This is a genomic window from Shewanella sp. BJSY2023SW005 (assembly GCF_047314585.1).
GTDB lineage: Bacteria > Pseudomonadota > Gammaproteobacteria > Enterobacterales > Shewanellaceae > Shewanella > Shewanella algae.
In genome coordinates, this window is sequence record NZ_JBKORJ010000053.1 from 15,938 (window position 1) to 41,731 (window position 25,794).

Consider the following 25,794-nt stretch of genomic DNA (forward strand, 5'->3'; position numbering starts at 1 on the left):
AAAAAGACTAGCAGAAACATGTAGTTCCGGATATATCGGCTCAGTATTTATACTGCTTGACTTATAGCCAACTGTCGATATAATTGCCGGCGATATTAAGGTACCCTCAGCTCGCCCCATCTCGCTCCAGGCCGCTTAAGTAAATCCGTTCAGTTAACAATTCCTGAGTTTAATTGAAATGTCACACAGCTGTGGTGAACTCTGTGCTGCGGCGATGGTCTGATGTTCTACTGACACCCGGAGTGTCTTTTTGCACTTCAGTCTGTCGGGGGCTTGATAAAGGCTGACAAACTGGGTACATTCAATAGTCAACCAACGCATCTTTCGCAATAAATGCTAAGGATTTTCTATAGTTAAGATTGTATACGCCAATATCGGCGCTAACAGAAAATAAGGAGTGTGGCCTATGTCATACAAAGTAAACGGACATGAAATCGCAGTAAGTTTTCCTGTAGATTCAATTTCCATCAACAAAAACTCAATCGCCTTTACCGACAGCAAAGGCAAGAAGAAGCAAACCTTCTCAAAGCGTACAGAAACCCTCAAGTTTATGAAGTGGTTGCTGAGCGCCAATAAGTAAGACTGTCGAAATACCCACTCGATACCCCTATCCTCTCACTGTATCGAGCGCTCAGGCAGATTGGACTGTTATCCAGCAGCAATCGGGTAGAACATCACATTTGGTCAAGGCCTTTTCCCGTGATCCCGGGAAGCAGCCTGACCAAATGGCGATAAACAGGTAAATCAAGCGCCAGATCATTATCCAAGCCTTCCACTTGAATTAAGCTTATGCTTAACAAACTTATCTGTCGGTGTTGTCTTGAATCAATCCATCACAGCCACTAAAAGCAGAGCGACTAAACCCGGCTCCATTAAACCAAATACCACGGAAGCGATGCGCTCATTGCTGAACGAGATCCGGCGCTGTATTCCGCTAAATTTGCCGGAAGCCAGCCTATGCGGCGGGAAATGCCTGGGTTGCTCCAAGAAAATGCTGGAGATGTTGGACACCGAGGTATGCTTTTGGGAATCCCGTCTCGATGACGAGGTGCCTGGGCTTGCCGATCTCAAATCCTTGCAACGCTTGGCTGAGCGCACTCATAAGATCCTCAAGCGTAACCAGCTGGTCTGAATCAGCCGTATTTACGCCTGTATCTGGGAAGCATGGACTCATTGCCAAGGAGCCCCCCCTGATGCAGATACAATACCTGGCTGCGGCCCTCACGTCGCAAGAAGTCGAGCAACACTTGCCAGCCGAGCGGATCATACAAGAGCTCAAAGCGGATACCGCTTTGCTCCAGCTCTTGCCAAAGTTGGTAAAACTCGGGGTAACACTTGCCAAAATGATACTTGCGTTCGGGTGTAACAATAGTTGGATGCAATGCCTCATCGGGCGATAACTCAAGCAACTGGGTCTTGAGGTAACTGTCTCCGCCGACCACGGCGCAAGTCAGCACTTCAATATCAGCCTGTTGCTCACAAAAATACTTCTGTAGAAACAGTGCTGTTGTACCTGTCCCCGATGGCAAAAACAGCTTGAGGTTATGGGCAGCCTGTTGCTGCTGCCACTGTAAAATCTCGGCGCCCAACTGAGCCACGCCGTATTCGGCATAACTACAGCGGCCCCCTTCAGGAACAAACAGGCTGTGCTCACACTCAGGCACAATATGCTGCCTGACAAAGTCCTCCAGGGTCATGCCGGTCATCAACTCGGCCTTGGGCGTATTCTTTACAGCAATCACCCGTGCGCCCAATTCCAACGCGGCGCGATAGTTACCCAGGGGTTGCCGCTGCAACCATTCCGGCAGGTGATCCACATAAAAGTCCAGCTGCCAACCTTTGAGTTTGGCCAGCGCCGCCATAGAGTAGAGTGAGTTGGCCTGGGCCGAGCCATAACCTATCAGGCGCTTGATACCGGGAAAGTCGTGGTCGAGGAAATAACGGAACTTGCGCGCCTTATTACCACTGAAACTGGGATGAAGCAGATCATCGCGCTTGATAAACAGCTGATGACCTCGAAACTCAAAGGCTTGAACTGGGGTTTTATCCAGTTTGAAATCGGCTAAAGACATGGCACTGGCGATATATTTCAAGGCTAAGGTGTGCAAGGGATGGCTATTGTATGTGTTTGCCGCCAAGGAGGACAGGATTCAGGCCACAAATCCTCACAGGCACCCGTTGGCTTTATGCCGACTAAGTGATGGCTTGGAGGCTAATCCTTTGCGGCTCCACTCTGTGATGATTATCGCTACTTATTGGTATAAATCACCAATCGCCGCCATCTGCCTAGGCTCAGAAATGGCAATATCCAATATTATTCAACATGTTATAATTATGGCACGCTTCTAGCTATTAATCGAAATATCCCAAGCTTTACAGCAAAACTGTGTGGCTGATCCGCCATTTAAAGGAGCACTCAATGGCTATTTTGCGTCTTATTTTTAATATTGCCTGGTTTATTCTTGGCGGCTTTGTCATGGGGCTGGCCTGGTGGTTTGTCGGCTTGCTCTGTTTTATCAGTATCATAGGTATCCCATTCGGCCGCGCCTGCTTTGTCATAGGTGAACTGGCATTCTGGCCCTTCGGTCAGGAACATATCAGCCGCGACAGGCTCTCTGGCCGCGAAGACTTGGGCACCGGCGCCCTGGGTATGATCGGCAACATTATCTGGTTCCTGCTGTTCGGGATTTGGCTGGCGATAGGCCACCTAACCCACGCCCTGGCCTGCTTTGTCACCATCATAGGCATACCTTTTGGCATTCAGCACCTAAAACTGGCCTTGCTTTCTTTAACGCCCATAGGCAAGACAGTGGTTGCCTCTCATTAATCACAAAGCCCAGGTCGGATATCTGACTCGTTTTCGACCTGGGCTCCGGCTTTACCCAAACAAGTCTAGGGCATTTGTCGACTCAAACGCTGCACCAACTCCAGCAATAACTCAGGCCTATCCAGCGCCACATCATGCCCGCAGCGGCAAAAAGGAATCGGCTTTTGCCGATATTTGGCCGCCAGGCGAACGCTGCACTTGGGCGAAACCAGGTGATCATCACAGCCATAAACAATGGTTGCCGGCACCCACAGCTTAGCCGGGGAGCGAAAGCGGGCCGAGGCAACAATTTGTCGCAGGCCATTGGCGAGTGTGGTTTTGGCCTCAAGCGCCAGTTGGCTCCAGAAACGGCACAGAGACTTGTCTTTGGCATGAGCAAGGCTGGTAAGCGCTAGAATCGTCGCCTCGCGCCATTGAATGCCCTCGCCTTTGACTCTGGAGCACAAGGCTCGTAGCAGGGCTTGCAGCCGAAATCTCTGATACCAAGGCGAAAGATCGGCGGCGCTGCTGTTGAGCAATAACAGCCCCTCAAGCTGAAATCCCTTTTGGCGGCCGGCTTCAGTGTCATTTTTCCCGGCAAGTGTCATGGCCACCATGGCGCCCATGGAGATAGCCAATATTCGGCATTTACCCACCTTGCGCCGTAACATTTCATCTGCAACAAAGTCGGCATAATCCTGAATATCCCAGGGACTGGTATCCGCCACCCTATCGCCATTTCCCGGCAGATCGATGAGCTCCACCCGAAACCCCGCCGCCAGCAGATTATCGGCAAAGGCCTGCCAATGACGTTTATCACGCATCAAGCCGCGGATCATCACCCAGGTTTGCTGCTCAGTCATGACTTGGTTTCTCCGCCGCTTGTGGATACCAAAAGTTTCGTGCCTGATAATCCAGGTGATGCCGATGAAGTTCAGGCAGTTGCTCCAGTACCTGAGCATACCCCACATCGAGCAAGAACTGCATCAGGGTAAAGTGGCGCCGTAAAATACGCTGCAGCCTGTGCTGCTTTTGAGGGTTGAAATAACCGGAGAAACGCAGCAATTGCCTGGGGTTCTTTTTGACCCAGGCCCAGGAGCCCATTTCCAGCGTTAAGGGCAGGAAAGGCACTTGGGGGTTACAACTGACCAAATAATCCCAAATATCACCGTGGGTGCGATAGAAGCGGCTTTGGGGCGCAATATGATAGTGACAATGATGGGGGTAGCTCATTTCGAACAACTGCTTTAGATGATACACCTCCCCCAGGCGGGCAAAAGGCGTATCCTTACAGGCAAAGGGAAACCAGATATGGTCCACCAGGCCAAAACCTGAGTGAGCATCGAGCACAATCAAGCTGCTGCCGCGGGCTATAAGTTCATTACTGTAGTCAATAATCGCCCGGGTCTCGGCTTCCAATTGATTGCTGCGGCCCCGATACCAGGGAAGATGGCGGGAAAGCCGTTGACCGCCGACCATAAAAGTCACTGAGCCGCGGGCATCTATGGGAGCATTGCGCATCAAATCGACCCCATTGCCATTGGCACGGGTTCCCCTGATAAGGCCGATGGGATTCAACACAGGTACAAACGCCAGCCGTATCTGAGTTAACATCAGCTGCAGATGTTTATCCCAACTGCAGCGGGTCAACAAGCTGCCAAGAAGCGCCAGTATCACCTGGCTGCCGATACGCTCTACCCCGTGAACACCGCCGACGAACAGCACTGTGGGCACCCTGGCATTTGGGTTCCCCAGCTCCAGCGCCCGCACATCGAGCGACTTACCGGCAAAGCCGACTTGGGCCAAAGACCTGGCGTTCAAATGTTGCTGGTATTTATGCTCCAGTTCGGCAAGCAGTTCAAGCTCATAGGCACTTTCTGTCACAGACCCGTCCATCTGGGGTAAAGTGCTCAATTTAGCCGCTTTGGATGACAACTCAATGATACTTTAAGTGTTGCTCCAATATGCTCTTGGCATCAATTCGGGCCAATCCCTGGTCGAAAATATCCCGCCAACGTTGCCCCTCTTCGGAATTTCGAAAAGCCACCAGCAAGCCCTTGCTGGCCAGCAATTGCCGATTCAGTTTAAGCTTGCCTTCCAACTCCTCCATCCCCTTTTGCCGCAGCAGGTAACGATAAACATTGGCGTCGATCACCACGGCATCAATTCTGGCGGCCGCCAATTTGCGAAGGTTTTGTTCATCGGAATTGGCCAGCTCGAAGGGTTGCCGGCCTGAGTCCATGGCCCGGTCCAAGCTCTCGGTATTAACATAGCCCTTTACCACTCCGAGATTGTAACGCTGCAAGTCCTGCAACTGTTGCCAGCTCACAGGCCGCTGGGATTGCTCCACCAGTGCCAATTGACTGAAGCCAAAGGGCTTTGAAAAGATAAACTTATCGCTTTGGTGATAATACTCGGGAAAGTAACCAAGATAGGGTGAACCAGGCATGTCTGCCAATTTAACCGCCCGGCTCCAGGGGTAGAAATTGACTTTGAGGTCATGGCCCATGGCAGCGAGTGCTGCCTTGACCACGGCAACACAAGCCCCCTGTTGTTCCAGCATCTGACCAGTGTAGGGTGGCCAATTAAGCGAGCTCAGTTGCAGAGTGTCGGCTCGAGCCACAGGGCTGCCACTATAAAGTAACAACAGGAGAACGAACAGCGCGGGCCGGCCGAAAAAGGTGATTGAGGTTCTTGCCATAGTATCACTCCGTTTGCCAAGGCCAGTCCCATAAGCATTCAGGAAGTTAACAGAGTATAGCTTGTCGATGTCAGTCAGCCACAGGCTCTAATAAGCGCTGCCAGGAAGATAAAAGTATCGCCCTCAGCACACTTTTACCCAAAGCGTGATGCAGGATGAAAATGTGAGAAAAGTCGATTCAGACAAGATAGCTAAAGCAAGAGGTAAAAACCGCGGCAATCATCACAAAAAATCCATCTAAATCAACGATGGAGCCAATCGATATTAACAGCTGTCAAAGCCCCTCTCCCATCACTATGATAGACAAATAACCACACACAAAGTAAGCCTATTAGAGGTGATAGCAATGAGATATCAAGCACTGGTCATGGCTGTAACGGCAGCCCTCGGGATGACTGCGGCTCAGGCGGCTGAGCCTATCGAAATTATCAAGCCGGTGAAAATCACCGAGCCGGAAAAGGTCGAACTCGGAAAAATGCTTTACTTCGAACCCAGATTATCAAAATCCGGGTTTATCTCCTGTAACTCATGTCACAACCTTTCCATGGGAGGGGTCGACGCCCTGCCAACCTCAATCGGTCATGCCTGGCAAGAAGGTCCTATCAACTCGCCTACCGTATTGAACGCTGATTATATGTTGGCACAGTTCTGGGATGGCCGCGCCAAAGATCTCAAGGAACAGGCCGCAGGTCCTATAGCCAATCCTAAAGAGATGGGCTTTACTCATGAGCTGGCGTCCGAAACCGTTGCTTCCATGCCGGCTTACCGTGCCCGCTTCAAGCAGGTTTACGGCTCTGAAGAGGTCAATATCGACAGGATCACAGATGCAATTGCCGCCTTTGAAAAGACGCTGGTGACCCCCAACAGCGCCTTTGACAAATATTTGGAAGGCGACAAAAAGGCCATCAGCGCCGAAGCCAAAGCGGGTTATCAGCTGTTCAAGGACAAAGGCTGTGTCGCTTGCCACAATGGCCCGGCGGTCGGTGGCACCATGTATATGAAGATGGGACTCATCAAGCCTTTCCACACGGATAACCCTGCCGAAGGCCGTAAGGGAGTAACAGGCAAGGAAGCTGACAAGATGGTGTTCAAGGTGCCGACTCTGCGTAACATTGAACTCACCTACCCCTACTTCCATGACGGCAGCGTCTGGAACCTGGAAGAGGCGGTCAACACCATGTCGGATATCCAGCTGGGTCAGAAGTTGACCGAAAAAGAAACTCAGGAGATGGTAGCCTTCCTCAAGTCGCTGACCGGGGAACAGCCCAAGGTTGAACTGCCGATTCTGCCGCCATCCAATAAAGATACCCCAAGGCCGGTTCCTTTCGGCAAGTAATTCATAACCATAGAGAAGCGCCGCATTGCGGCGCTTCTCTTTTACTGTTGCGGTTTAAATGACTCAGCCATTGATATCCCGGTGCAGCTCTTCATACATCAGCTCACGCATGCGGAACTTTTGAATTTTACCGGTAACTGTCATCGGATACTGCTCAACAAACTTGATGTAACGCGGCACTTTGAAATAAGCCACCTTTTCGGTCAGGAAGTGACGGATTTCATCTTCAGTGACAGTACTGCCGGGGCGCATCTTGATCCAGGCACACACCTCTTCACCGTATTTTTCACTCTGTACCCCGAATACCGCGGCATCCTGAATATCCTGATGAGTGTAGAGTTTCTCTTCAATCTCCCGCGGATAGATGTTCTCACCGCCCCGGATAATCATGTCTTTGATGCGGCCGACTATCTGCACATAACCTTCGCAGTCCATCACCCCGAGATCGCCAGAGTGCAGCCAACCATCTTTGTCTATGGTGGCTCGGGTTTTGGCCGGATCATTCCAGTACCCCAGCATCACACAGTAACCTCGGCTGCACACCTCACCCGGCTGACCTACAGGCACTATTTCACCGAACTCATCGATAATCTTCACCTCGGTATGGGGCAGAGCCCGGCCCACGGTAGTAACCTGCTTCTCCAGCGAGGACTCGACCTCTGTCATGTTATTGATCGGGCTGCATTCGGTTTGGCCATAACCGATTACGACTTCCGTCATATGCATCAACTTATGCACCCGTTTCATCACTTCCTCGGGACAGGTGGCTCCGGCCATCACTCCGGTTCGCAAGCTGCTGAGGTCATAATCCCGGAAGTTGGCCAACTCCAATTCGGCGATAAACATGGTCGGCACCCCGTGAAGTCCGGTGCAGCGCTCCTGCTCAACCACCTTGAGGGTAATAGCAGGATCAAAGGCATCGGATGGGAACACGGCCGTGGCACCTTTAGCCAGACAGACCAGGTTCCCCAGCACCATGCCGAAGCAGTGGTACAGAGGCACGGGAATACAAAGCTTGTCGTCCGGGCCAAAGCCCATGGCGTCGGCCACCAGCATGCCGTTGTTGAGAATATTGTGGTGGGTCAGCGTGGCGCCTTTGGGGTTCCCCGTGGTGCCTGAGGTGAATTGAATATTGATGGCATCATGAGGCGATAGACGCTCACCTATGCCTTTGAGATCGGCATATTCCGCCTCAGAGCCCATGGCACATACCTCGGGGAAATTCAGCATGCCCGGCGTCTTGTCACTGCCGGTGCGGATAACGCAGCGCAGCTCAGGCAGACGGCGGGACATCAGTTTGCCGGGCTCGGCATCACTGAGTTCCGGCGCCAGCTCATTCAGCATCGCCAGGTAATCGCTGGACTTGAACTTGTCGTGGGTGATAAGTGCCTTACAGCCCACATTGGTGAGTGCATATTCCAGCTCTTCCGGGCGATAAGCCGGATTGATGCACACCATGATGGCGCCAATTCTGGCGGTGGCAAATTGAGTCAGACACCACTCGATATTATTGGGCGACCAGATCCCGACCCGATCCCCGGGGCCGATACCCAGTGCCAGCAGGCCTGTGGCCAGTTTATCTATCTCTTCAAGATAGTGCGCATAACTCCAGCACAGTTGCTGATGATGCATCACCACGGCAGTGTTGTCCGGATAGCGGTTGCAGATATCCTGCAGATACTGGCCTATGGTCTTGTCTATCAAGGGAGTATTACTGTGCCCCAGATAACGGCTCTGGGACAGAGGTAAATCATTGAGTTGCTTGCTTGTCTTGTTGGCAGACATCTAAGCCTCCGTGCGTTGTTTTATCGTTATAGGAAGAGTCTGTCACCCTGAGCCGGCGGCCCTCCCTTCACAGTGTGAAGCCATATTGGCGGCATCTGAAAAGTATCAAAAACAGCGGCAATGATTGGCTTTCACTGCGGCCTGGGCGCAGGGTTCATAACGACTCTAACGAATGGCGCATTGGAATAACAAGCAAGGAAACCGGCTTTTAGACTAAAGAATAATGGCTCAAAAACCATCAGGGCCCTCAAAGGAGCCCTGAATAAAAAGTCTGCCGATGACGGGATCATGGCAGCAAAATGGACAATATAAGATCAGCCCCCGGATATTCTCAGGCCGCCTTTTGCAGTTGCTGCATTCTTTCCAGTAAGGCCAACATGACCCCCTGGCGGCGCATGTTCTGCAGGACACCCGGGCTGAAACGCTCAAGTCGCACCATGGCACTGAGCAGCAAGCGGCATTCATACAAGGAAGCATCGGCGATATATTCAGGCCTGTCGACCATATGGCTGTTTTGGTACCAATCATCCCAACTGAACTCGTTGAGCAGCATGCCTTGGCGCTTCATTTCAGCAACAAATTTATGGACTGTCGCGGGATTGTAATCCTGTTCCCCGCGGGCAAAATCATGGCGATAGGTTTGATAATCAGCAGTTGAAGCTGTCAGGCTAAGTGTGGCCATAGGCGACTCCTAATCTTTTACATCGATTATCACAATAATGCATAATCTACCAATCTAATGAGGTCAGTCTGCCCTTGCCTTGCTGAATAAGTGCTTAACAGGCTGGTAAGCTTTTCTGGTAAAAACACTCAAGGAGTGCCAGCATGAAGTACTGGTTGATGAAATCCGAACCCGATGAATTCAGTATCGGCGATCTACAGCGGGTCAAGGTGGAACCCTGGTGCGGGATCCGCAATTATCAGGCTCGAAACTTTATTCGCGATGAACTGCAAATCGGCGACGCCATTTTGTTCTATCATTCCAGTTGCAAAACGCCGGGCGTGGTGGGCACTGCCAGAGTCGTCGGAGAGGCCAAAGCCGATACCACGGCCTGGGATCCAGAGTCACCCTACTTTGATCCCAAGTCGAGCCCAGAGTCACCGCGTTGGTTTCAGTTGGATATCGGCTTTGAACGTCAGTTTGCCAGAACAGTTAGCCTGAAAGAGATCAAGGCAGACTCGCAGCTCGAACATATGTATCTGGTACAAAAAGGGGCCAGGCTGAGCGTGCAACCGGTCACAGAGCAGGAATGGCAACGTATTCTTCTACTCGCAGGAGAGAAACTATGACAAACAAACTATCCAAAGCCTTGGTAGCAATCAGCCTGGGTGCCCTGCTGGCCAGTCCGGCCGTTTTGGCCAAGCAGGATAAAGACCACAAAAATTTGCCCCCTGGACTGCAAAAGAAAGCCGCCCGGGGTGAACCTTTGCCTCCGGGTTGGCAGAAGCGCTATCACAGGGGCGATATTCTTGATAATGATATCTATGCCCGCGGCCGAGTGGTTGTGCCGCTGGGCAATGATGGCCTGATAACGGTCGACATTGAAGGCACACTGTTCAAGCTGCACGACAAGACCCGCAGGATCATTGAGATCCTGGAACATTGATACCGTTATCAAAAGCCCTAAGTTCAAAAGCAAAAAGCCATGGTAGAAACCATGGCTTTTTTGTTTGTCGGCAAAATAGGTTAAGCGCTTGACTGCCTTTCTTCGCTGCTATCTTTACTGCTATCTCTGCTGATAGTTTCGCAAATAGCGCTTTAGCGCCCATCCAGCATACGGCCAATTCCACCAAGCACTGAGCCCTCTCCCCTGTCACTGCCACCGGCGGAAGGCGCATGGGCAATGATCCTGTCGGCCATACGGGAAAACGGCAGGCTCTGCAGCCACACTATGCCATGCCCTGAAAGTGTCGCCAAAAACAAACCTTCACCACCAAACACCATGGACTTGAGAGAGCCGGCCCTCTCTATGTCGTAATCGATGCCGTTGGTAAAGCCCACCAGACAGCCGGTATCCACTCTCAGGGTTTCGCCCTTAAGCTCTTTACGGATCAAGGTGCCACCTGCGTGAATAAAGGCCATGCCATCACCCTTGAGGCTCTGCAAAATAAAGCCTTCACCGCCGAAGAAACCGGTTCCCAGGCGCTTATTGAACCTCATGGTCACCTGGGTACCCATAGCCGCGGCCAGAAAACTGTCTTTCTGCAAAATGAGTTCACCGCCGACCTCATCGAGATCGATTGCCAGGATGGTGCCGGGATAAGGTGCGGCGAACGACACCCGACGTTTGCCCTGGCCCTGATTGCTGAAATGGGTCATAAACAGGCTTTCACCTGTCAGCATACGTTTACCGGCCCCCATCAACTTGCCAAAGAATCCTGAATCCGGCTCTGAGCCATCGCCCATGCGCGCTTCAAAACTGATCCCTTCCTCCATGTAAGTCATGGCGCCCGCCTCGGCGATCACGGTTTCACCGGGATCCAGCTCCACCTCAACCAGCTGCATGCTCTCGCCCTTGATCTCATAATCCACTTCATGGCTGTTCTTGCTCATTGAAACTCCCCCTCAATGGTTTAGGGTCTGAATGACCTGGCACTCAGTCTATGACATAAAATGTCAAAACGGCAAGTGAGGAGACGGATGTGATTTGAGTAAAAAGTAACAGAATGCTTCAACCCAGACCGCTGGCATTATCCCCCTGAAAGCGCTCAAACTCCTCCAGAATAAGCTCGGTAAACAGCCTTCCTGCGCGGCCAAGAGGCCGCTCCAGCGTCGACACCAACTGAGGAATAAAACGAAAACGGCTGCCGCCGACAAAGTCCAGCTCACTTAAATCACCACAAGCCAGCTCTTCGGTTATCAGGAAGTCCGGCATCCAGCCAAAACCCAGGCCCTTGAGCAAGGCGTTCTTTTTCATGATGAAACCGGAGAGATAAAAGACCTTGTCGCCGCCGAACTGCAGCTCATCGCGCTGGCTCTTGACCGGTGATGAGTCTTCGATGGTGAGCTCCACATGTTGCTGCAATTCTGACAGGGTAATGCCGCGGCGCGAAGTCAAGGGGTGGTCTTTACCTGCCACCAACACACTGGTGATAGCAGGCAGGGGCTTGGGGTGGTAACTGGGGCCACTGCGATAGTCTTTCACCAACATAAGATCAGCGCTGTCGCGCTCAAACCTGTGTTGTACCCCACCGAGAAACTCCATATTGAGCTGGATTTTGGTCGGGATCTTATGCTCTGTCATGCGCTTGAGGGCGGTCATGATAGGCTCCATCGGCAAGGCGCCGTCTATCACCAGCTCCAATCTGGGCTCCCAGCCCTCACTGAAACGGCTGGCCAGATGCTCTATATTGCCAAGATGCGCCAGCAAGCGTTGTCCCTCGGCCAAAATAACCCGCCCTTCGTGAGTCAGCTCGGCCCGGTATTGATTACGGTCAAGCAGATTAACGCCAAGATATTGTTCCAGTTTCTTTATCTGATAACTCACCGCCGACTGCGCCTTGTGCAGACGCTCTGCCGCCTTGGCAAAACTGCCCTCTTCCACCACCACCTTAAGCACATTGAAGGCGTCGATATCGATACGCAAGGTTTACACTCCCGTAAATCCAACAAGACAATCAAATTTTTAGATTGAGTATGCCGAATAATTATTCTTTTTTTTGTACAAGCGCGCAACTAAATTGAAAGATAGATCACAAAAACGGCTCATTTGCGCTGCTAGCGACCGGCAATTCCGACAGACAAGAGCGCAAAGAGAACAAGAATAACAACAGTGGCCGCCGAAGGTTCCCAAAGAAGGTTAACAGCAAGCGCCACCAAGGAAGAGTCAGATGCCATTTTATGTAAAACAGGGGCAGGTTCCCAACAAGCGCCATATCGCATTTGAGAAGCCATCCGGTGAACTCTACCGTGAAGAGCTGTTTTCAACCCATGGCTTTTCCAATATCTATTCCAACAAGTATCACCACAATATGCCTACCAAGGCGTTAACCGTTGAGCCTTTTGAGCTCAGCCATGGTGAAGTGTGGCAGGACTCCCTGGTACAGAACTATAAACTGGACAGTAAACAGGCCGACAGACAGGGGCACTTCTTCTGTGCCCGCAACAAGATTTTCTTCAATCAGGATCTGGCGATTTATACTGCCAGAGTCACCGAGGATACCGAGCTGTTCTACCGCAATGCCTACGCCGACGAGGTGGTATTTGTCCACGAGGGTGAAGGCGAGCTCTTAAGTGAATACGGCAAGCTCAAGGTGCAAAAGTGGGACTATCTGGTGATCCCCCGCGGCACCACCTATCAGTTGAAATTCAAGGACTACAGTAATGTGCGCTTGTTGGTGATCGAATCCTTCTCCATGGTGGAGATCCCCAAACACTTTCGCAATGACTATGGCCAGTTGCTGGAGTCGGCGCCCTATTGCGAGCGGGATATCCGGGTACCCGAACTGACAGAGGCCAGGGTCGAGCAAGGGGAGTTCCCTCTGGTCAGCAAGTTTGGCGACAAGTATCAGCTGACTCAGCTGGAATGGCATCCTTTTGATCTGGTGGGTTGGGACGGTTTTGTCTACCCCTGGGCCTTCAACATCACAGAGTACGCGCCCAAGGTAGGCAAGATTCACCTGCCCCCATCGGATCATCTGGTGTTTACCGCCCACAACTTTGTTATCTGCAACTTTGTTCCCAGACCTTACGACTTCCATCCCAAGGCGATCCCCGCACCTTACTACCACAACAATATCGACAGTGACGAGGTGCTCTACTATGTGGACGGCGACTTTATGAGCCGCACCGGCATAGAAGCCGGTTACCTGACACTGCACCAAAAAGGCGTGCCTCATGGGCCGCAGCCCGGGCGCACCGAAGCCTCCATCGGCAAGAAAGACACCTATGAATACGCCGTTATGGTGGATACCTTTGCCCCGCTGCAGTTAACCACCCATGTGCAGAGCTGCATGAGTACTGATTACAACCGCTCCTGGCTCGAACGCTGAGCCCGGAAACGAATATCCGCCAAGGCCATCAGAGAATGGCCGCAAGCAACATCATTGAAGAGGACATAGAAATGGCAAGCGAAAAGAATCCACTGGGACTGCTCGGTATCGAATTTACCGAGTTTGCAACCCCGGACAGTGATTTCATGCACCAGGTCTTTATCGACTTTGGTTTCTCCATGCTGAAAAAAGCCAAGGACAGGGAGATTTTCTATTACAAGCAGAACGACATTAACTTTCTGCTCAACAAGGAGCGTCAAGGCTTCAGCGCCGAATTTGCCAAGCGCCATGGCCCGGCCATCTGCTCCATGGGGTGGCGGGTAGAAGATGCCAATTATGCCCTGCAACTGGCGGTATCCCGCGGCGCCCGTCCGGCAGATCAGGCCCACACTGATCTGCCCTACCCGGCAATCTATGGTATAGGCGACAGCCTGATTTACTTCATCGACCGTTTCGGCGAGCAGGACAATATCTACAAGACAGACTTTGTCGACCTGCCTGCCCCTGTGATAGTCCCTGAAAAAGGCTTTATGGAAGTGGATCACCTGACCAACAATGTCCACAAGGGTACTATGGAACAATGGTCTGATTTCTATAAGGATATCTTCGGATTCACCGAAGTGCGTTACTTCGATATCAGCGGCGTACAAACCGCCTTGGTCTCCTATGCCCTGCGCTCTCCCGATGGCAGCTTCTGTATCCCCATCAATGAGGGCAAGGGTGACGACAAAAACCAGATTGATGAGTACCTGCGCGAATATAACGGCCCGGGCGTGCAGCATCTGGCGTTCCGCACCCGGGATATCGTCGCCTCGCTCGATGCCATGGAAGGAACCTCAATCGAGACCCTGGACATCATCCCTGAATACTACGACACCATCTTCGACAAGGTGCCGCAAGTGACGGAAAACCGCGACAAGATAAAGCATCATCAAATTCTGGTGGACGGGGATGACAGTGGCTATCTGCTGCAGATCTTCACCAAAAACCTGTTCGGCCCCATCTTTATCGAAATTATTCAGCGCAAGAACAACCTCGGCTTTGGCGAGGGTAACTTCAAGGCGTTGTTCGAATCCATCGAGCGCGATCAAATGAAGCGTGGCGTGCTGTAACCGATAGCGAAATCACCTGTTTGAGACCGATCTGATGATCGGTCTCTTGTTTTCCGCCTTAGTATATTGAGCGCTGCAATTTTTTACTTTGTCACCCGGTAGGATTTCATTAGACTGATCTCCCTTTTTGAGAGACAGCTGTACCCAAAATGCAAGACTACGCCCTGCTCGCCGCTTTTATTCCAACCTTTTTCTTTGTTTCCGTTACCCCGGGAATGTGCATGACCCTGGCCATGACACTGGGGATGAGCATTGGGGTGCGCCGCACTCTGTGGATGATGCTGGGTGAACTCGTGGGGGTCGCCCTGGTGGCTTTGGCGGCCGTGCTGGGCGTGGCCACGGTTATGTTGAAACATCCGATGATCTTCCAGGGGCTCAAATATCTTGGCGGTGCCTATCTTATCTGGCTAGGCGTCAATATGTGGCGGGCCAAGGGCAAGATGGCCAATCTGGACCAACCCAGAAGTATCAAGCGCACAGCGTTGATCTCCCAAGGCTTTGTCACCGCTATTGCCAATCCCAAGGGCTGGGCCTTTATGATTTCCTTGCTGCCTCCCTTTATTAATCTGCAGCAACCTATGGCACCGCAACTGACGGCACTCATCGGCATTATCATGTGTACCGAACTCATCTGCATGCTGGCCTATGCCAATGGCGGCAAGAGCCTGAGGCTGTTTTTGAGCCGTGGCAACAATGTCCGCCTGCTCAACCGGATAGCCGGCAGTCTGATGCTGGGGGTCGGTGTCTGGCTGGCGCTGGGTTAATCGCCCTTTTTGTAGGGTAAGGCCTGCTGCAACTGCGCTTGATACAAGCGGTTGTTGCCGGCCTCTGTTTGACAGAAATCGGCTATCGCCTCCCGAAAGCCCGGATGCGCTATGCCATGCAGCGAATAGGTGGTGACACACTCAAAGCCGCGGATAAGCTTGTGCTCCCCCTGGGCACCGGCGTTGAAGCAACTGAGGCCGTTCTCGATACAGTAGTCTATCCCCTGCCAGTAACAGGCTTCGAAATGCAGCGCCGGGATCTCCTCAAGTGCGCCCCAATAGCGGCCATAAAGAGTATCTTTCCCCTGCAGATAAAGCGCGCATGCCAGCGCCTGCTGCGGCGTTTCACCCAAGCGGTGCACCAGGAGCAAACGCACCTCGGCCGCCATCAACTTACCGAGTAGCTTGAAAAAGTCGGGCTGAAGATATCCCCGGTGGCCGGAGCGTTTCAGGTAAGTTTGCCGATAGCAGCGATAGAAAAGCTTCCAGTGCCAATCTTGCAGTTCATCACCCCTGAGCCAGACAAACTGCAAGCCAGCCAAGGCGCGGCGCTCTTTGAGAATATTCTTGCGCCGTTTGGAGTTGAGCCGCGCCAAAAAATCATCAAACTGGCTGTAACCCCGGTTAAACCAATGAAACTGCGTTCCTTCCCGCACCAAGGTCTGGGGCAAATGCCGCAATGACTCGAGTTGCACCTCATTGACAAACAGCCAATGCCAGGAGGAGTAGCTTTCAAGCAGTTGCCAAAACAGTTTCCCCAGCGCCTGCTGGATATCAGTGGCTGCCGCCCTGGCCTCAGGCGCTATCCCGAGTCTTGGGCCGGTGACAGGCGTAAAGGGAATGGCGCAGACCAGCTTGGGATAATAGGCTTCACCGTGGCGCTGATAGGCATCGGCCCAGGCCCAGTCGAACACATATTCGCCCCAGGAGTGATCCTTGAGATAGAGAGGCATCACAGCCAAACGCCTGTCGTTGCAAAACAGCTGTAAATGCATGGGTTGCCAGCCGGCTGCGGCGCAAACACTGCCACTTTGCTCCAGCGCCTTCAAAAAAGCATGTCGGCAAAAAGGGTTGTCCGGCTCTGTTTGGCCATCTTCAGCCAGACACAGATCCCATTCGGCGGCGGGGATCTCATCAATGCCGGCGGAAAAACGCCACTGCCAGTGCTTATTGTCCAAATTTATTCCATATGCCGAGGCAAACTTGCAATCAAGGATAATTGGCGGCACATTGCATAGCAACTTAAGCAAAAGCAGTATAAGGAAATATAGTGCGTCTGATAAAACCGCTGATCTTCGCCGTCGCTCTGGCTCTGCCTGCAGCCTCCACCCTGAGTTACAGCCCACAAGCTACCGCCAACGAATCCTCGATTTACAGTGAAATGGCCACAGCCCAGCCCGTTTGGGCCAAGCATGGCATGGTTTCCAGCCAAGAGGCACTGGCTTCCCGTATCGGGGTGGATATTCTCAAGCAAGGCGGCAATGCAGTAGATGCAGCAGTGGCCGTGGGTTATGCCCTGGCAGTGACTTTGCCCCGGGCCGGCAATATAGGTGGCGGTGGTTTCATGCTGGTACACCTGGCGAAGGAAAACAAGACCATAGCCATAGACTATCGGGAGATGGCGCCTTCCAAGGCCCACAGGGATATCTTCCTCGATGACAAGGGCAATGCGGTCAATAAACTCAGCCGCGAGCACGGCCTGGCGGTGGGTGTTCCCGGCACTGTGATGGGCATGGAGCTGGCCCTGTCCAAGTATGGCACCATGAAACGGGAACAAGTGATAGCCCCGGCGATCAAACTGGCGCGGGAAGGGATCAGCGTTACTTCAGATCTGGCCAACTCCCTCGATGGGGTTAAGCGCCGCATCTCCCAATGGCCAAGCTCTGCCGCCATCTTCTACAAGGCAGATGGCAGCAGCTTTGTACCGGGCGACATCATCAAGCAGCCTGAGTTGGCTCACTCGCTGGAGCTGATTGCCAAACAGGGCAGCAAAGGATTTTACCAAGGGGAAACCGCCGAGAAACTGGTGAGTGCCATTCAGGCTGCCGGCGGCATCATGACCCTTGAGGATCTCAACAACTATCAGGCCATAGAGCGCCAGCCGGTGCGCGGACACTATCGAGGCTATGAGGTAGTTTCCATGCCGCCGCCATCATCGGGTGGCATCCATATCATAGAGATCCTCAACATTCTCGAGCAGTACCCCATCCATGATCTGGGCCACAACACCGCCGCCACTTTGCATCTTATGGCCGAGGCCATGAGACGGGCCTATGCCGATCGCAGCGAGTATCTCGGCGATCCGGATTTCTATCCTGTGCCGGTTAAAGCCCTGTTGAGCCCGGATTATGCCAAGACATTGGCCAAGAGCATCGACAGCAAGCACGCCACCCCTTCAAGCCAGGTCAAACCCGGCAAGCTGGCACCCTATGAAAGTGACCAGACAACTCACTACTCGGTCGTGGATAAATGGGGCAATGCGGTATCCAACACCTATACCCTCAACTTCAGTTATGGCTCTGGGCTGGTGGCCGATGGTACAGGGATTTTGCTGAACAATGAGATGGATGATTTCTCAGCCAAACCCGGCACCCCCAACGGTTATGGCCTGGTGGGCGGTGAAGCCAACTCGGTACAAGGCAACAAGCGGCCACTGAGCTCCATGAGCCCGACCATGATAATGAAAGACGGTCAGCCGTTTCTGGTTACCGGCAGCCCGGGTGGCGCCAGGATCATTACCACAGTGCTGCAGATCATCATGAATGTGATTGACCACGACCTGAATATCGCCGAAGCCAGCTTTGCGCCGCGGATGCATCACCAGTGGCTGCCGGATGAAATTCGGGTTGAGCGCAGCCTCAATGGTGACACCATAGCGCTGCTGGAAGCCATGGGCCACCAGGTCAAGGTCAAAAGTTCCATGGGCAGCACCCAGAGCATTATGGTGACCGAAGAAGGTAAATTTGGTGCATCTGACCCGCGCCGTGCCGGCAGTGAGGCGGCAGGCTACTGAGCCCAGTTACCAAAACCTAAGCCATTGAAAAAACTCCTTAGATAGGTTTCTGAAACAAAGTAGTGAGCGACGGGCATTAAATTCGGCTTAACTCTCATTTAAAACAGCTCCATTGAAAACAGCTCCGCAGATGCCACTCTTGCGGAGCTGTTTTTTTACACTGAACCAAGGTTCACTTTTAACAAACCGGCGGCTTAACCTCCGCGCCTTGGCGTGGGCTAAATATGCGCTAATTCAATCCAGAGCTTTCATTTCTGCTACCCGAGACGCAATTAACAAGCCATCAATAACCCTATTATTTATAAGCATTTATCAATCCATTCAGGCTGCACAATTCCTTGCTTCTGACAAGTAAAAACTCAGATAGCGGCACTTTTGGCGATTATGACGCCAATATGTGTCCAAAATTAAACCACAGCTCAAAATTAAACCTATCACACTGTTTTTAATCAGGAATTTTATGTGAACCCAATCAATTTATCTTTTGTTTATCAAAGTTATCATCTGCATCCCTTTAAATGGAACTTTTGTATCTAAAAAGGTGGATGGGCGTCATCAAGGCGCTCTAATTATTTTGGGATAGAGAATGAAGAAGACGACTTTGCTTGCAGCGTCAATTGCACTGGCACTGGCCGGTTGCGGCGGCAGCGACAACAATGACAACCCCACAGCCAAATCATTTTCGGTCACAGCCATTGATGGTTATCTGGTGAATGCCGACGTTTATGCCGGCGAAAACTGCCAAACCAAAGTGGCGACAACCGGCAAAGGCGGTATTGCCCGGATCGATGGCCAATATCAGGGACAAACACTGTGTGTTAAGGCCATTGCCGACAAAACCATGGATGAAAGCCGCGGCTTGGTGAAAAAAACCTTTGAGCTCAAGGCCCCGGCAAGCAAAGATGCCAACAGCCAGGTGATCAGCCCGCTGACCGACTTGGTTGTCAAGCATATGGACGCCAACCAAGGTGTATCCAAGGCGGATGCCGAACAAGCTGTGTCGGCTCAATTTGCTGAACTTAAAGCCGAACCAGAGCTGCTGTTTGGTGACTATCTGGCCAAGAGTAGTGCCAACAAGGTCGCTCAAGCGCTGAACATTGTCGGCGAGACGCTGGTTAGCCATCAGGGCCTGGCTGAAGCGCATCTGCAACTCTTGGTTGAAGATGTGGCTGCCAAGGTGGAAGCCGGTGACAAACTCGACGACTACGAGCCGGTGATCACCCCAGAAGGCGGTGTAGAATCCAATCACAGGCCTCATATTGCCTTGAACCAGGCCGAGCTGGACAAGCTGACCCAAATTGAAGTGGAACTGGGTCAGCCGATGACTGCCGTAGATTTGTCAGCCGCTTTTGCCGACAAGGACAACGACAGCTTCACTCTGAGCCTGATGGAGGAAGATGGCAACATAGCACTGGAAACCCTGGGCCTGGCATTCGATGCCAAAACAGGCGTACTCAGCGGCACACCTAAGGTAGCCGGTGAAATTGACCTGCACGCTTACGCCACCGACAGTAAGGGCGCCCGCTCTTACCCACTGGAAATTGAGATTGAAGTCAGCAGTATCAACCATGCTCCTGTCATCAACCCGGCTGAAAAAGCCGAACTGGAAGCTGAACTGGCACGCATGGCGCTGACAGTGGGCAATCAAATCGATCAGGTGATTGACCTGGATGAGCTGTTTGGCGATCAGGATAAAGATCAACTGACCTTCAGCGCCATGACAGATATGCAAGGTATCGCCCTGAAAATTGAGCAAGGTGACTCATTGCGTTTGTCCGGCAAGCCTCTGGTTGCCGGCGACTTTGTGATCACTGTGACAGTCAATGACGGCAAACATGCGCCTGTGAGAGTCGATCTTAAAGTCAAGGTTGCCGATAACGGTGTCGAACCAGAGCCCAAACATCCGCTGGAAGGCAAAACCTGGTTCACTACAGAATGGGGTTCTGCCGACGAGAACGACGACGGTGTGATGCAAGTATGGTGCGACACTCTGGAGTTCAAAAACGGCTCTGTGCTGCGTAATGTCCGCACTCAAGACAACCTCAGCGAATGCTCCGCTACTGCAACCGTGGAAGTTTCCACTTATATCATCAATGAACTAGGCCAAATGGTGCTGGAGTACGGCGATGATGAAGGTGTTGAACATCAGGAAACCATCACGTTGACCGACGCCATAGCAGGAGTGGGTAAAGGAGCCAAAGTCGCCCAAATGTGGGGCGGTCGCTACACTCTGTTTGCCAACGCCGATGATGTAGAAAAACGTCTGGATATTGAGTCTGATGACGATGCCCAAGGTCGTATGTTTACCGCTGAACTTCCGGCGGCCAAAGAAGCAAGCTATCAGCTCGGTCACCTGACCATGCAGATGACTGCGGCGGATAATGGCGGCGCCAAGGTGGGGCTCTACTTCGATGTGCCCAACACCGACTTCAGCTGTGATGAGGTAAGAGAGTTTTACAACCTCAACCTCAGCTACCAAGGTATGGAATATCGCATTCCAGCCTATCTGTTCCCCGGTGAAGAAAATGGTATCGAATACTGCCAGGCGCAATTCGATATCGAGCAGCCTGTTGTCGGCAAGATCTACAGTGTTATAGGTCATGTTACCGAAGAGGATGCCGGTCTGGTGGAAGAGATTAAAGCCAATATCCAATGGACAGGGACAGGCAATAACGAGTGATACCGCTAAATAGAATCGGCGCCTTGACTGAATAGGCTCTGATGCCGTGAACTCTACCAAGCCGGTGGGCAAGATGCTGACCGGCTTTTTTTGTCTCAAGTAAACACGCTCTACCTTTCTTAAGTGGCTCGTAGCATGTAACGCCGCATATTTATTCCCCTTGGCAAAAACACAACTCCCGCCTGGCTTTGGCTTTAGCACTCACTTGGCATCACCCACAAACGTTGGAAAAGTCACAATCTTCAAACGGAATGGCAAACTGTTTATAACAGGTGGGAGTCCCCCGGAATCAGGCTATAGTTATTGTACATTTGTCTAATAGCCAATCCTTGATGGGGAAGTAAATGAATATTAGAGACTTAAGTGTCGTTAAAAAAATATGGACGAGTTACCTGGTCGTCTTTGTGGTATTTGCTGCTGTAGCCATATTATTGGTACTGAGCCTGTCGGCATTGAACCAAAATATCAAGGTGCTGACCGACAAGAGCCTGCCTTCGGTGGCCATATTGAAAGGTATCCAAGTCGATATCACCAAGGTTCGAAAAGATGAGTTTTCACTGCTTCCCAATATAGATAACCCGCAAATAGGTGAATGGCTGCAAGGGCTGGATAAACTGAGAGCCGACGTTCAGGCGGGCATAGTCGCCTACGAAGCTTTGGATCTGAGCAGGCAAGAGCAGAACGCTTTTAAAGCCTTTAAAGACACCTGGAATCAATACATTCAGGAAACCCGTTCCTATAATGAACTATTGAAAAAAGGGGATGCGGCAACCGCCAATCAGGTGATCCTCTCCAGCTTTGATACCTATTCCCGCGCCTTGACGAGTCTCGACAATACCTTGGGGCTCAATGATGAATTAATCAATAAAATCAGTGATGACGTTCAGCATGAAGCCTCATTGACCCAGTACGGTGCCGCCATAGGTGCGCTCATCATCATAATGGTGATAGCCCTCTCCTCTACCTTGCTCTCGCGGGCAATTTGCCGCCCCATAGACAGGGCCCTGAAATTCGCCGCCAAGATAGCCAAGGGACAACTGAATAACGCCATAGATGAGCAGGCCCTGACCAAAGATGAGCTGGGAACACTACTGAAAGAGTTGGTCACCATGCAGGCCAACCTCCACTCTCTGGTGTCTGAGATCAGCGACTCCACCATCCAACTGACCGCAGCGGTGGAGGAAGTCAGTGCCATTTCGGCGCAAAATGCCTCGAGTATGCAAAACCAGCAATCAGAGCTCAGCTCTGTCGCATCGGCCATGACCCAAATGCAGGCAGCAGTCGCCGAAGTGGCTCAAAACACCGAGGCCGGAGCAACGTCGGCCTATTCGGCAACCGAAGTCGCTAAACAAGGCACTGCTACCCTGCAACGCACAGTGGCGGTTATCGAGCAAGTGTCCAAGAGCATTCAGCAATCCGATCTATTGGCAAGGGAGCTGGAATCAAGCTCAAACAACATCAATATGGTAGTCGACGTTATTCGCGGCATCGCGGAGCAAACCAACCTCCTGGCACTGAATGCCGCCATAGAAGCGGCCAGAGCCGGTGAGCAAGGACGTGGATTTGCCGTGGTCGCGGACGAAGTGCGCTCTTTGGCGCAGCGCACCCAGGATTCAACCTCGCAAATTGTCGACATCGTTAATCAACTGCAGGAAAACAGCAGCAAAATCGGTCTTTCCAGCCAAGAATGTCAGACGGGTATCACCCAATGCGTAGAGCAGGTTAACGAAGCCGGAAACCAAATAACCGAAATAGAGCACTCGGTGGAAAACATCGCCCAAATGAGTACTCAAATTGCTACCGCCTGCAGTGAGCAAAATGCGGTATCGGAAGAGTTGAACCGCAGTGTCGACCATATCAATAACGTGTCGACCGAAATGGCCGAAGGGGCATCGCAAACGGCCATAGCGTGCCAGGAGATCAGCAACTTAACCCATAGCCTCAAAGCCAGGATGGAAGTATTCAAGCTCTGAGTCAACATTAACCCGGTTTCTGTGGCTTACGGCGAATCCCGCCAAGCCACAGAAGCCGGCTCACCATGGAAACAGCCGATAAGCTGACTGGATAAAGAGTGTGGTCAGTTTGCCTTTATCAAGGCTAGAAAACCTCTGCCAAGGCTGACTTATCCAGTGGACAGGCTTTCAGATCATTAAACGCGGCATCGCCCTGTATCTAATGTCAGTTTGACATCAGCATTCTGCTCATTGATAAGCATAGCGACCGACTGATATTGGATTGGCTCCTCGCTCTTCCCTGAGCTTTGCCACCTTGGTTGCCAAGAGCGGGACGTCCCAAGCTTCTATAAAAAAACGCCCCGGTGATTTACTGCCTTACCGGGGCGTGGTTGGAGGGTTGCGGCCTGAGGCCGCTTTTACAGTAAAGCAGCACTGTTATTCGAAGCGCTGTAACTCAAAGCACTGTTACTCAAAGGCGATTCGAAGAACAGCCATTCCAATCAGCGTCAGTCGAAGAAGCGTCGTCCTTCTGCGGCCATGGTCTTGAGCAATTCACTCGGGGCGAATCTGTCGCCGAAGCGGCTCTGGAAGCGCTCCAGCTTGGCCAGCAACTGATCGGCGCCCATGGTGTCTATATAGTGGAAAGGCCCACCGAGGAAAGGCGGGAAGCCAATGCCGAAGATGGCGCCAATATCACCATCGCGGGCAGAGGCTATGATGCCCTCTTCCAGACACCGCACCGCTTCATTGAGCATCTGCACCACACAGCGCTCTGCCAGGTTGGCATTTTCGGCGCCAACACCCGGCGCTATCCCCAGCACCTGATAAACGCTCTTGTCCACTTCCTTCTTCTTGCCGGCTTTGGGACCGTAGAGATAGAAGCCCTTGCCGTTCTTGCGCCCCTTGCGGTCATCGGCGAGCAGCTTATCGAAGGCAGAGGGGGCAGCGAAACGCTCACCCAACTCTTTTTCGAGTATCGGCGAAATCTTGGCGCCCACATCAATACCCACTTCATCGAGCAGAGTGATAGGGCCTACCGGGAAGCCAAACTTCACCAGCGCCTTATCCAGGCTCTCGACACTGTTGCCCTCGAGCAGCAGCTGCGCCGCTTCATTCATATAGAGCGCCAAAATACGATTCACATAGAAACCGGCGCCGTCTTTCACCACTATCGGCGTCTTGCCCTGTTTGCGGGCAAAGGCCACTGTGGTGGCTATCGTCTGGGGGGAGGTCTTGTCGTGAGCAATCACTTCCACCAGCGGCATCTTCTCTACCGGCGAGAAGTAATGCAAGCCGATGACGTTTTCCGGCCTGGCGGCGGCTTCGGCAATCTGACCTATGGGCAGAGACGAGGTGTTGGACGCAAAAATAGTGTGTTCACCGCATTCGCGTTCGATATCCCGCACCATTTGATGCTTGAGGTTGAGATCCTCAAATACCGCCTCGACCACTATGTCGGCATCCTTGACCCCGACATAATCTGTAGTCGTCGTCATCAAGGCCATCTGCTTATCGCGCACCGCTGGGGTCATATGCCGACGCTTGACGCCCTTATCCAGCAACTTATAGGCATAGCCCAGCGCATTGCTGAGTCCCTGCTCACTGATATCCTTGACCCGCACCGGAATTTTGGCCTTGGTGGTGGTCACTGAGGCGATACCGCCGCCCATCAGGCCACCGCCGAGCACTACGGCCTTGTGAACCGGACTGGGCTCAGCACCTTCGGCGCCGGTTTCCTTTTTCATTTCTGTGGTGGCAAAGAAGATGGAGCGCAGCGCCGCCGACTCGGGCGTCATCACCAGCTCGCCGAAATGGCGCGCCTCTGTGGCCAAACCTGCCTCTAGCCCCTGGCTCATCCCTACTCGCACACAGTCGATGATCTTGTCCGGCGCCGGATAGTTACCCTGGGTTTTTCTGGCAACCTGTTTACGGGCCTGATCAAAGATTATTTTCTGCCCAAAGCCGTTGCTTTCGAGCAGCTTGTTCATCATAGGCTTATTATTTTTGCCTTTACCGCGCTTGGCTTTGCCGGCCAATGCCAGTTCAACCGCCGCCTCCAGCAAAATCGACTTGGGCACCACATCGTCCACCAGCCCCATCTTCAGCGCCTGCTTGGGGCGAACCTGTTTACCGGTAAGCATCATATCCAGCGCTGTGGTGATCCCCACCAGGCGTGGCAGACGCTGGGTACCACCACCGCCCGGCAGCAGACCGAGCTGAACTTCCGGCACCCCCAACATGGTTTTCTTGTCGTCACTGCACACCCGCAGATGGCAAGCCAGTGCCAGCTCGAGGCCGCCACCGAGACAGGCGCCGTGAATGGCTGCAACCACGGGGATCTTCAGCCCTTCCAGTTCGGCAAACACCTTATGCCCTGAGCTCGACAGCTCGCGGGCATCGGCGGCGCTTTGACAGGCATCGAGCATGGAGATATCGGCGCCGGCCACGAAGGAGTCAGGCTTGCCTGAAATGATCACCAAGCCCTTGATACTGCTGTCCGCTTTGATTTCGCTCAGCAAGGCGCTGATCTCAGGGCCGAATTCGGCCTTGAGGGTATTCATGCTTTCGCCGGGTACATCCATGGAAAGAATGGCAATGCCGTCGTCGCGGCGGCTGAGGCTAAAACTCTTGTTGCTGTTTTCCATCTGCA

At 52.4% G+C, this 25,794-nt stretch carries 22 protein-coding genes; 12 read left to right on the plus strand and 10 right to left on the minus strand.

Annotation, left to right across the window (positions count from 1 at the left end; all coding sequences use genetic code 11):
* The first annotated feature begins 406 nt into the window (after positions 1-406).
* Together ACMHXI_RS15905 and ACMHXI_RS15910 are read left to right on the plus strand one after the other, a co-directional pair.
* A complete protein-coding gene (locus ACMHXI_RS15905) occupies positions 407-580 on the plus strand; it encodes a hypothetical protein (protein WP_100145745.1) in 174 nt (57 codons plus the stop codon).
* 315 nt (positions 581-895) lie between these two features.
* On the plus strand, positions 896-1,132 hold the full coding sequence (locus ACMHXI_RS15910; RefSeq protein ID WP_101057036.1) for a hypothetical protein: 237 nt from the start codon (positions 896-898) through the stop codon (positions 1,130-1,132).
* Between the two features lies 1 nt (position 1,133).
* On the opposite strand, the gene ACMHXI_RS15915 is transcribed toward ACMHXI_RS15910, so the two are convergent.
* Complete coding sequence (locus ACMHXI_RS15915; RefSeq protein WP_413735595.1) at positions 1,134-2,072, minus strand: 1-aminocyclopropane-1-carboxylate deaminase/D-cysteine desulfhydrase; 939 nt, start codon at positions 2,070-2,072, stop codon at positions 1,134-1,136.
* Between the two features lie 347 nt (positions 2,073-2,419).
* Here ACMHXI_RS15915 and ACMHXI_RS15920 point away from each other — a divergent pair, with 347 nt between their 5' ends.
* Entirely contained in the window at positions 2,420-2,827 is a 408-nt protein-coding gene (locus ACMHXI_RS15920; RefSeq protein ID WP_109248725.1) for a YccF domain-containing protein, read from the plus strand.
* 65 nt (positions 2,828-2,892) lie between these two features.
* Here ACMHXI_RS15920 and ACMHXI_RS15925 read toward each other — a convergent pair whose 3' ends face one another.
* Genes ACMHXI_RS15925 through ACMHXI_RS15935 form a run of 3 tightly spaced genes read right to left on the minus strand, consistent with a single transcriptional unit; the run spans position 2,893 to position 5,507 of the window.
* On the minus strand, positions 2,893-3,669 hold the full coding sequence (locus ACMHXI_RS15925) for an alpha/beta fold hydrolase (protein WP_159353077.1): 777 nt from the start codon (positions 3,667-3,669) through the stop codon (positions 2,893-2,895).
* Entirely contained in the window at positions 3,662-4,690 is a 1,029-nt protein-coding gene (locus ACMHXI_RS15930) for a DUF2817 domain-containing protein (RefSeq protein WP_236574396.1), read from the minus strand. The genes ACMHXI_RS15925 and ACMHXI_RS15930 overlap by 8 nt, the downstream gene beginning before the upstream one ends.
* 52 nt (positions 4,691-4,742) lie before the next feature.
* Positions 4,743-5,507 carry a substrate-binding periplasmic protein gene (locus ACMHXI_RS15935; protein ID WP_025011118.1) on the minus strand — a complete coding sequence of 255 codons (765 nt, stop codon included), beginning with the start codon at positions 5,505-5,507 and terminating at the stop codon, positions 4,743-4,745.
* A gap of 346 nt (positions 5,508-5,853) precedes the next feature.
* Between ACMHXI_RS15935 and ACMHXI_RS15940 the strand changes: the two genes are divergently transcribed.
* A complete protein-coding gene (locus ACMHXI_RS15940; protein ID WP_025887187.1) occupies positions 5,854-6,843 on the plus strand; it encodes a cytochrome-c peroxidase in 990 nt (329 codons plus the stop codon).
* Between the two features lie 63 nt (positions 6,844-6,906).
* Here ACMHXI_RS15940 and ACMHXI_RS15945 read toward each other — a convergent pair whose 3' ends face one another.
* Entirely contained in the window at positions 6,907-8,628 is a 1,722-nt protein-coding gene (locus ACMHXI_RS15945) for an AMP-binding protein (protein ID WP_208190651.1), read from the minus strand.
* Between the two features lie 331 nt (positions 8,629-8,959).
* On the minus strand, positions 8,960-9,310 hold the full coding sequence (locus ACMHXI_RS15950) for a DUF6508 domain-containing protein (RefSeq protein WP_025011120.1): 351 nt from the start codon (positions 9,308-9,310) through the stop codon (positions 8,960-8,962).
* A gap of 143 nt (positions 9,311-9,453) precedes the next feature.
* Here ACMHXI_RS15950 and ACMHXI_RS15955 point away from each other — a divergent pair, with 143 nt between their 5' ends.
* Both ACMHXI_RS15955 and ACMHXI_RS15960 read left to right on the plus strand, forming a co-directional pair.
* On the plus strand, positions 9,454-9,918 hold the full coding sequence (locus ACMHXI_RS15955; RefSeq protein WP_101059923.1) for an EVE domain-containing protein: 465 nt from the start codon (positions 9,454-9,456) through the stop codon (positions 9,916-9,918).
* Positions 9,915-10,235, plus strand: a complete 321-nt coding sequence (locus tag ACMHXI_RS15960; protein WP_109248730.1) for a hypothetical protein — start codon at positions 9,915-9,917, stop codon at positions 10,233-10,235. Before ACMHXI_RS15955 ends, ACMHXI_RS15960 begins: the two co-directional genes overlap by 4 nt.
* Before the next feature lie 152 nt (positions 10,236-10,387).
* Here ACMHXI_RS15960 and ACMHXI_RS15965 read toward each other — a convergent pair whose 3' ends face one another.
* Together ACMHXI_RS15965 and ACMHXI_RS15970 are read right to left on the minus strand one after the other, a co-directional pair.
* Positions 10,388-11,182 (minus strand): TIGR00266 family protein, encoded by a 795-nt coding sequence (locus tag ACMHXI_RS15965; protein WP_044734707.1) that lies wholly within the window; start codon positions 11,180-11,182, stop codon positions 10,388-10,390.
* Between the two features lie 118 nt (positions 11,183-11,300).
* Positions 11,301-12,215, minus strand: coding sequence for a LysR family transcriptional regulator (locus ACMHXI_RS15970; RefSeq protein WP_025011124.1), 915 nt, complete (start codon positions 12,213-12,215; stop codon positions 11,301-11,303).
* A 244-nt stretch (positions 12,216-12,459) separates the two neighbouring features.
* On the opposite strand from ACMHXI_RS15970, the gene ACMHXI_RS15975 reads away from it, so the two are divergent.
* The 3 genes from ACMHXI_RS15975 (at position 12,460) to ACMHXI_RS15985 (ending at position 15,496) form a co-directional block, all read left to right on the plus strand.
* Positions 12,460-13,620 carry a homogentisate 1,2-dioxygenase gene (locus ACMHXI_RS15975; RefSeq protein WP_096142677.1) on the plus strand — a complete coding sequence of 387 codons (1,161 nt, stop codon included), beginning with the start codon at positions 12,460-12,462 and terminating at the stop codon, positions 13,618-13,620.
* Between the two features lie 71 nt (positions 13,621-13,691).
* Positions 13,692-14,732, plus strand: coding sequence for a 4-hydroxyphenylpyruvate dioxygenase (gene hppD, locus ACMHXI_RS15980; protein ID WP_028780802.1), 1,041 nt, complete (start codon positions 13,692-13,694; stop codon positions 14,730-14,732).
* A gap of 149 nt (positions 14,733-14,881) precedes the next feature.
* Positions 14,882-15,496, plus strand: coding sequence for a LysE family translocator (locus ACMHXI_RS15985; RefSeq protein ID WP_044734709.1), 615 nt, complete (start codon positions 14,882-14,884; stop codon positions 15,494-15,496).
* Here the strand turns inward: ACMHXI_RS15985 and ACMHXI_RS15990 are convergent.
* On the minus strand, positions 15,493-16,674 hold the full coding sequence (locus ACMHXI_RS15990) for a GNAT family N-acetyltransferase (RefSeq protein WP_413735462.1): 1,182 nt from the start codon (positions 16,672-16,674) through the stop codon (positions 15,493-15,495). The genes ACMHXI_RS15985 and ACMHXI_RS15990 overlap by 4 nt on opposite strands.
* A gap of 92 nt (positions 16,675-16,766) precedes the next feature.
* Here ACMHXI_RS15990 and ggt point away from each other — a divergent pair, with 92 nt between their 5' ends.
* From ggt to ACMHXI_RS16005, 3 genes are all read left to right on the plus strand, one after another.
* Entirely contained in the window at positions 16,767-18,509 is a 1,743-nt protein-coding gene (gene ggt / locus ACMHXI_RS15995; RefSeq protein WP_071237944.1) for a gamma-glutamyltransferase, read from the plus strand.
* Between the two features lie 586 nt (positions 18,510-19,095).
* Positions 19,096-21,189, plus strand: coding sequence for a hypothetical protein (locus ACMHXI_RS16000; RefSeq protein WP_413735464.1), 2,094 nt, complete (start codon positions 19,096-19,098; stop codon positions 21,187-21,189).
* Between the two features lie 344 nt (positions 21,190-21,533).
* Positions 21,534-23,162 carry a methyl-accepting chemotaxis protein gene (locus ACMHXI_RS16005; RefSeq protein WP_413735466.1) on the plus strand — a complete coding sequence of 543 codons (1,629 nt, stop codon included), beginning with the start codon at positions 21,534-21,536 and terminating at the stop codon, positions 23,160-23,162.
* A gap of 488 nt (positions 23,163-23,650) precedes the next feature.
* Here ACMHXI_RS16005 and fadJ read toward each other — a convergent pair whose 3' ends face one another.
* Positions 23,651-25,789, minus strand: coding sequence for a fatty acid oxidation complex subunit alpha FadJ (gene fadJ / locus ACMHXI_RS16010; RefSeq protein WP_096142675.1), 2,139 nt, complete (start codon positions 25,787-25,789; stop codon positions 23,651-23,653).
* Positions 25,790-25,794: the final 5 nt, after the last annotated feature.

Excerpts from the sequence above, each read along its gene's own strand:
- ACMHXI_RS15905 (WP_100145745.1), top strand. The coding sequence starts at position 407 with ATGTCATACAAAGTAAACGGACATGAAATCGCAGTAAGTTTTCCTGTA.
- ACMHXI_RS15910 (WP_101057036.1), top strand. The coding sequence starts at position 896 with ATGCGCTCATTGCTGAACGAGATCCGGCGCTGTATTCCGCTAAATTTG.
- ACMHXI_RS15915 (WP_413735595.1), bottom strand. The coding sequence starts at position 2,072 with ATGTCTTTAGCCGATTTCAAACTGGATAAAACCCCAGTTCAAGCCTTT.
- ACMHXI_RS15920 (WP_109248725.1), top strand. The coding sequence starts at position 2,420 with ATGGCTATTTTGCGTCTTATTTTTAATATTGCCTGGTTTATTCTTGGC.
- ACMHXI_RS15925 (WP_159353077.1), bottom strand. The coding sequence starts at position 3,669 with ATGACTGAGCAGCAAACCTGGGTGATGATCCGCGGCTTGATGCGTGAT.
- ACMHXI_RS15935 (WP_025011118.1), bottom strand. The coding sequence starts at position 5,507 with ATGGCAAGAACCTCAATCACCTTTTTCGGCCGGCCCGCGCTGTTCGTT.
- ACMHXI_RS15940 (WP_025887187.1), top strand. The coding sequence starts at position 5,854 with ATGAGATATCAAGCACTGGTCATGGCTGTAACGGCAGCCCTCGGGATG.
- ACMHXI_RS15945 (WP_208190651.1), bottom strand. The coding sequence starts at position 8,628 with ATGTCTGCCAACAAGACAAGCAAGCAACTCAATGATTTACCTCTGTCC.
- ACMHXI_RS15950 (WP_025011120.1), bottom strand. The coding sequence starts at position 9,310 with ATGGCCACACTTAGCCTGACAGCTTCAACTGCTGATTATCAAACCTAT.
- ACMHXI_RS15955 (WP_101059923.1), top strand. The coding sequence starts at position 9,454 with ATGAAGTACTGGTTGATGAAATCCGAACCCGATGAATTCAGTATCGGC.
- ACMHXI_RS15960 (WP_109248730.1), top strand. The coding sequence starts at position 9,915 with ATGACAAACAAACTATCCAAAGCCTTGGTAGCAATCAGCCTGGGTGCC.
- ACMHXI_RS15965 (WP_044734707.1), bottom strand. The coding sequence starts at position 11,182 with ATGAGCAAGAACAGCCATGAAGTGGATTATGAGATCAAGGGCGAGAGC.
- ACMHXI_RS15975 (WP_096142677.1), top strand. The coding sequence starts at position 12,460 with ATGCCATTTTATGTAAAACAGGGGCAGGTTCCCAACAAGCGCCATATC.
- hppD (WP_028780802.1), top strand. The coding sequence starts at position 13,692 with ATGGCAAGCGAAAAGAATCCACTGGGACTGCTCGGTATCGAATTTACC.
- ACMHXI_RS15985 (WP_044734709.1), top strand. The coding sequence starts at position 14,882 with ATGCAAGACTACGCCCTGCTCGCCGCTTTTATTCCAACCTTTTTCTTT.
- ACMHXI_RS16000 (WP_413735464.1), top strand. The coding sequence starts at position 19,096 with ATGAAGAAGACGACTTTGCTTGCAGCGTCAATTGCACTGGCACTGGCC.
- ACMHXI_RS16005 (WP_413735466.1), top strand. The coding sequence starts at position 21,534 with ATGAATATTAGAGACTTAAGTGTCGTTAAAAAAATATGGACGAGTTAC.
- fadJ (WP_096142675.1), bottom strand. The coding sequence starts at position 25,789 with ATGGAAAACAGCAACAAGAGTTTTAGCCTCAGCCGCCGCGACGACGGC.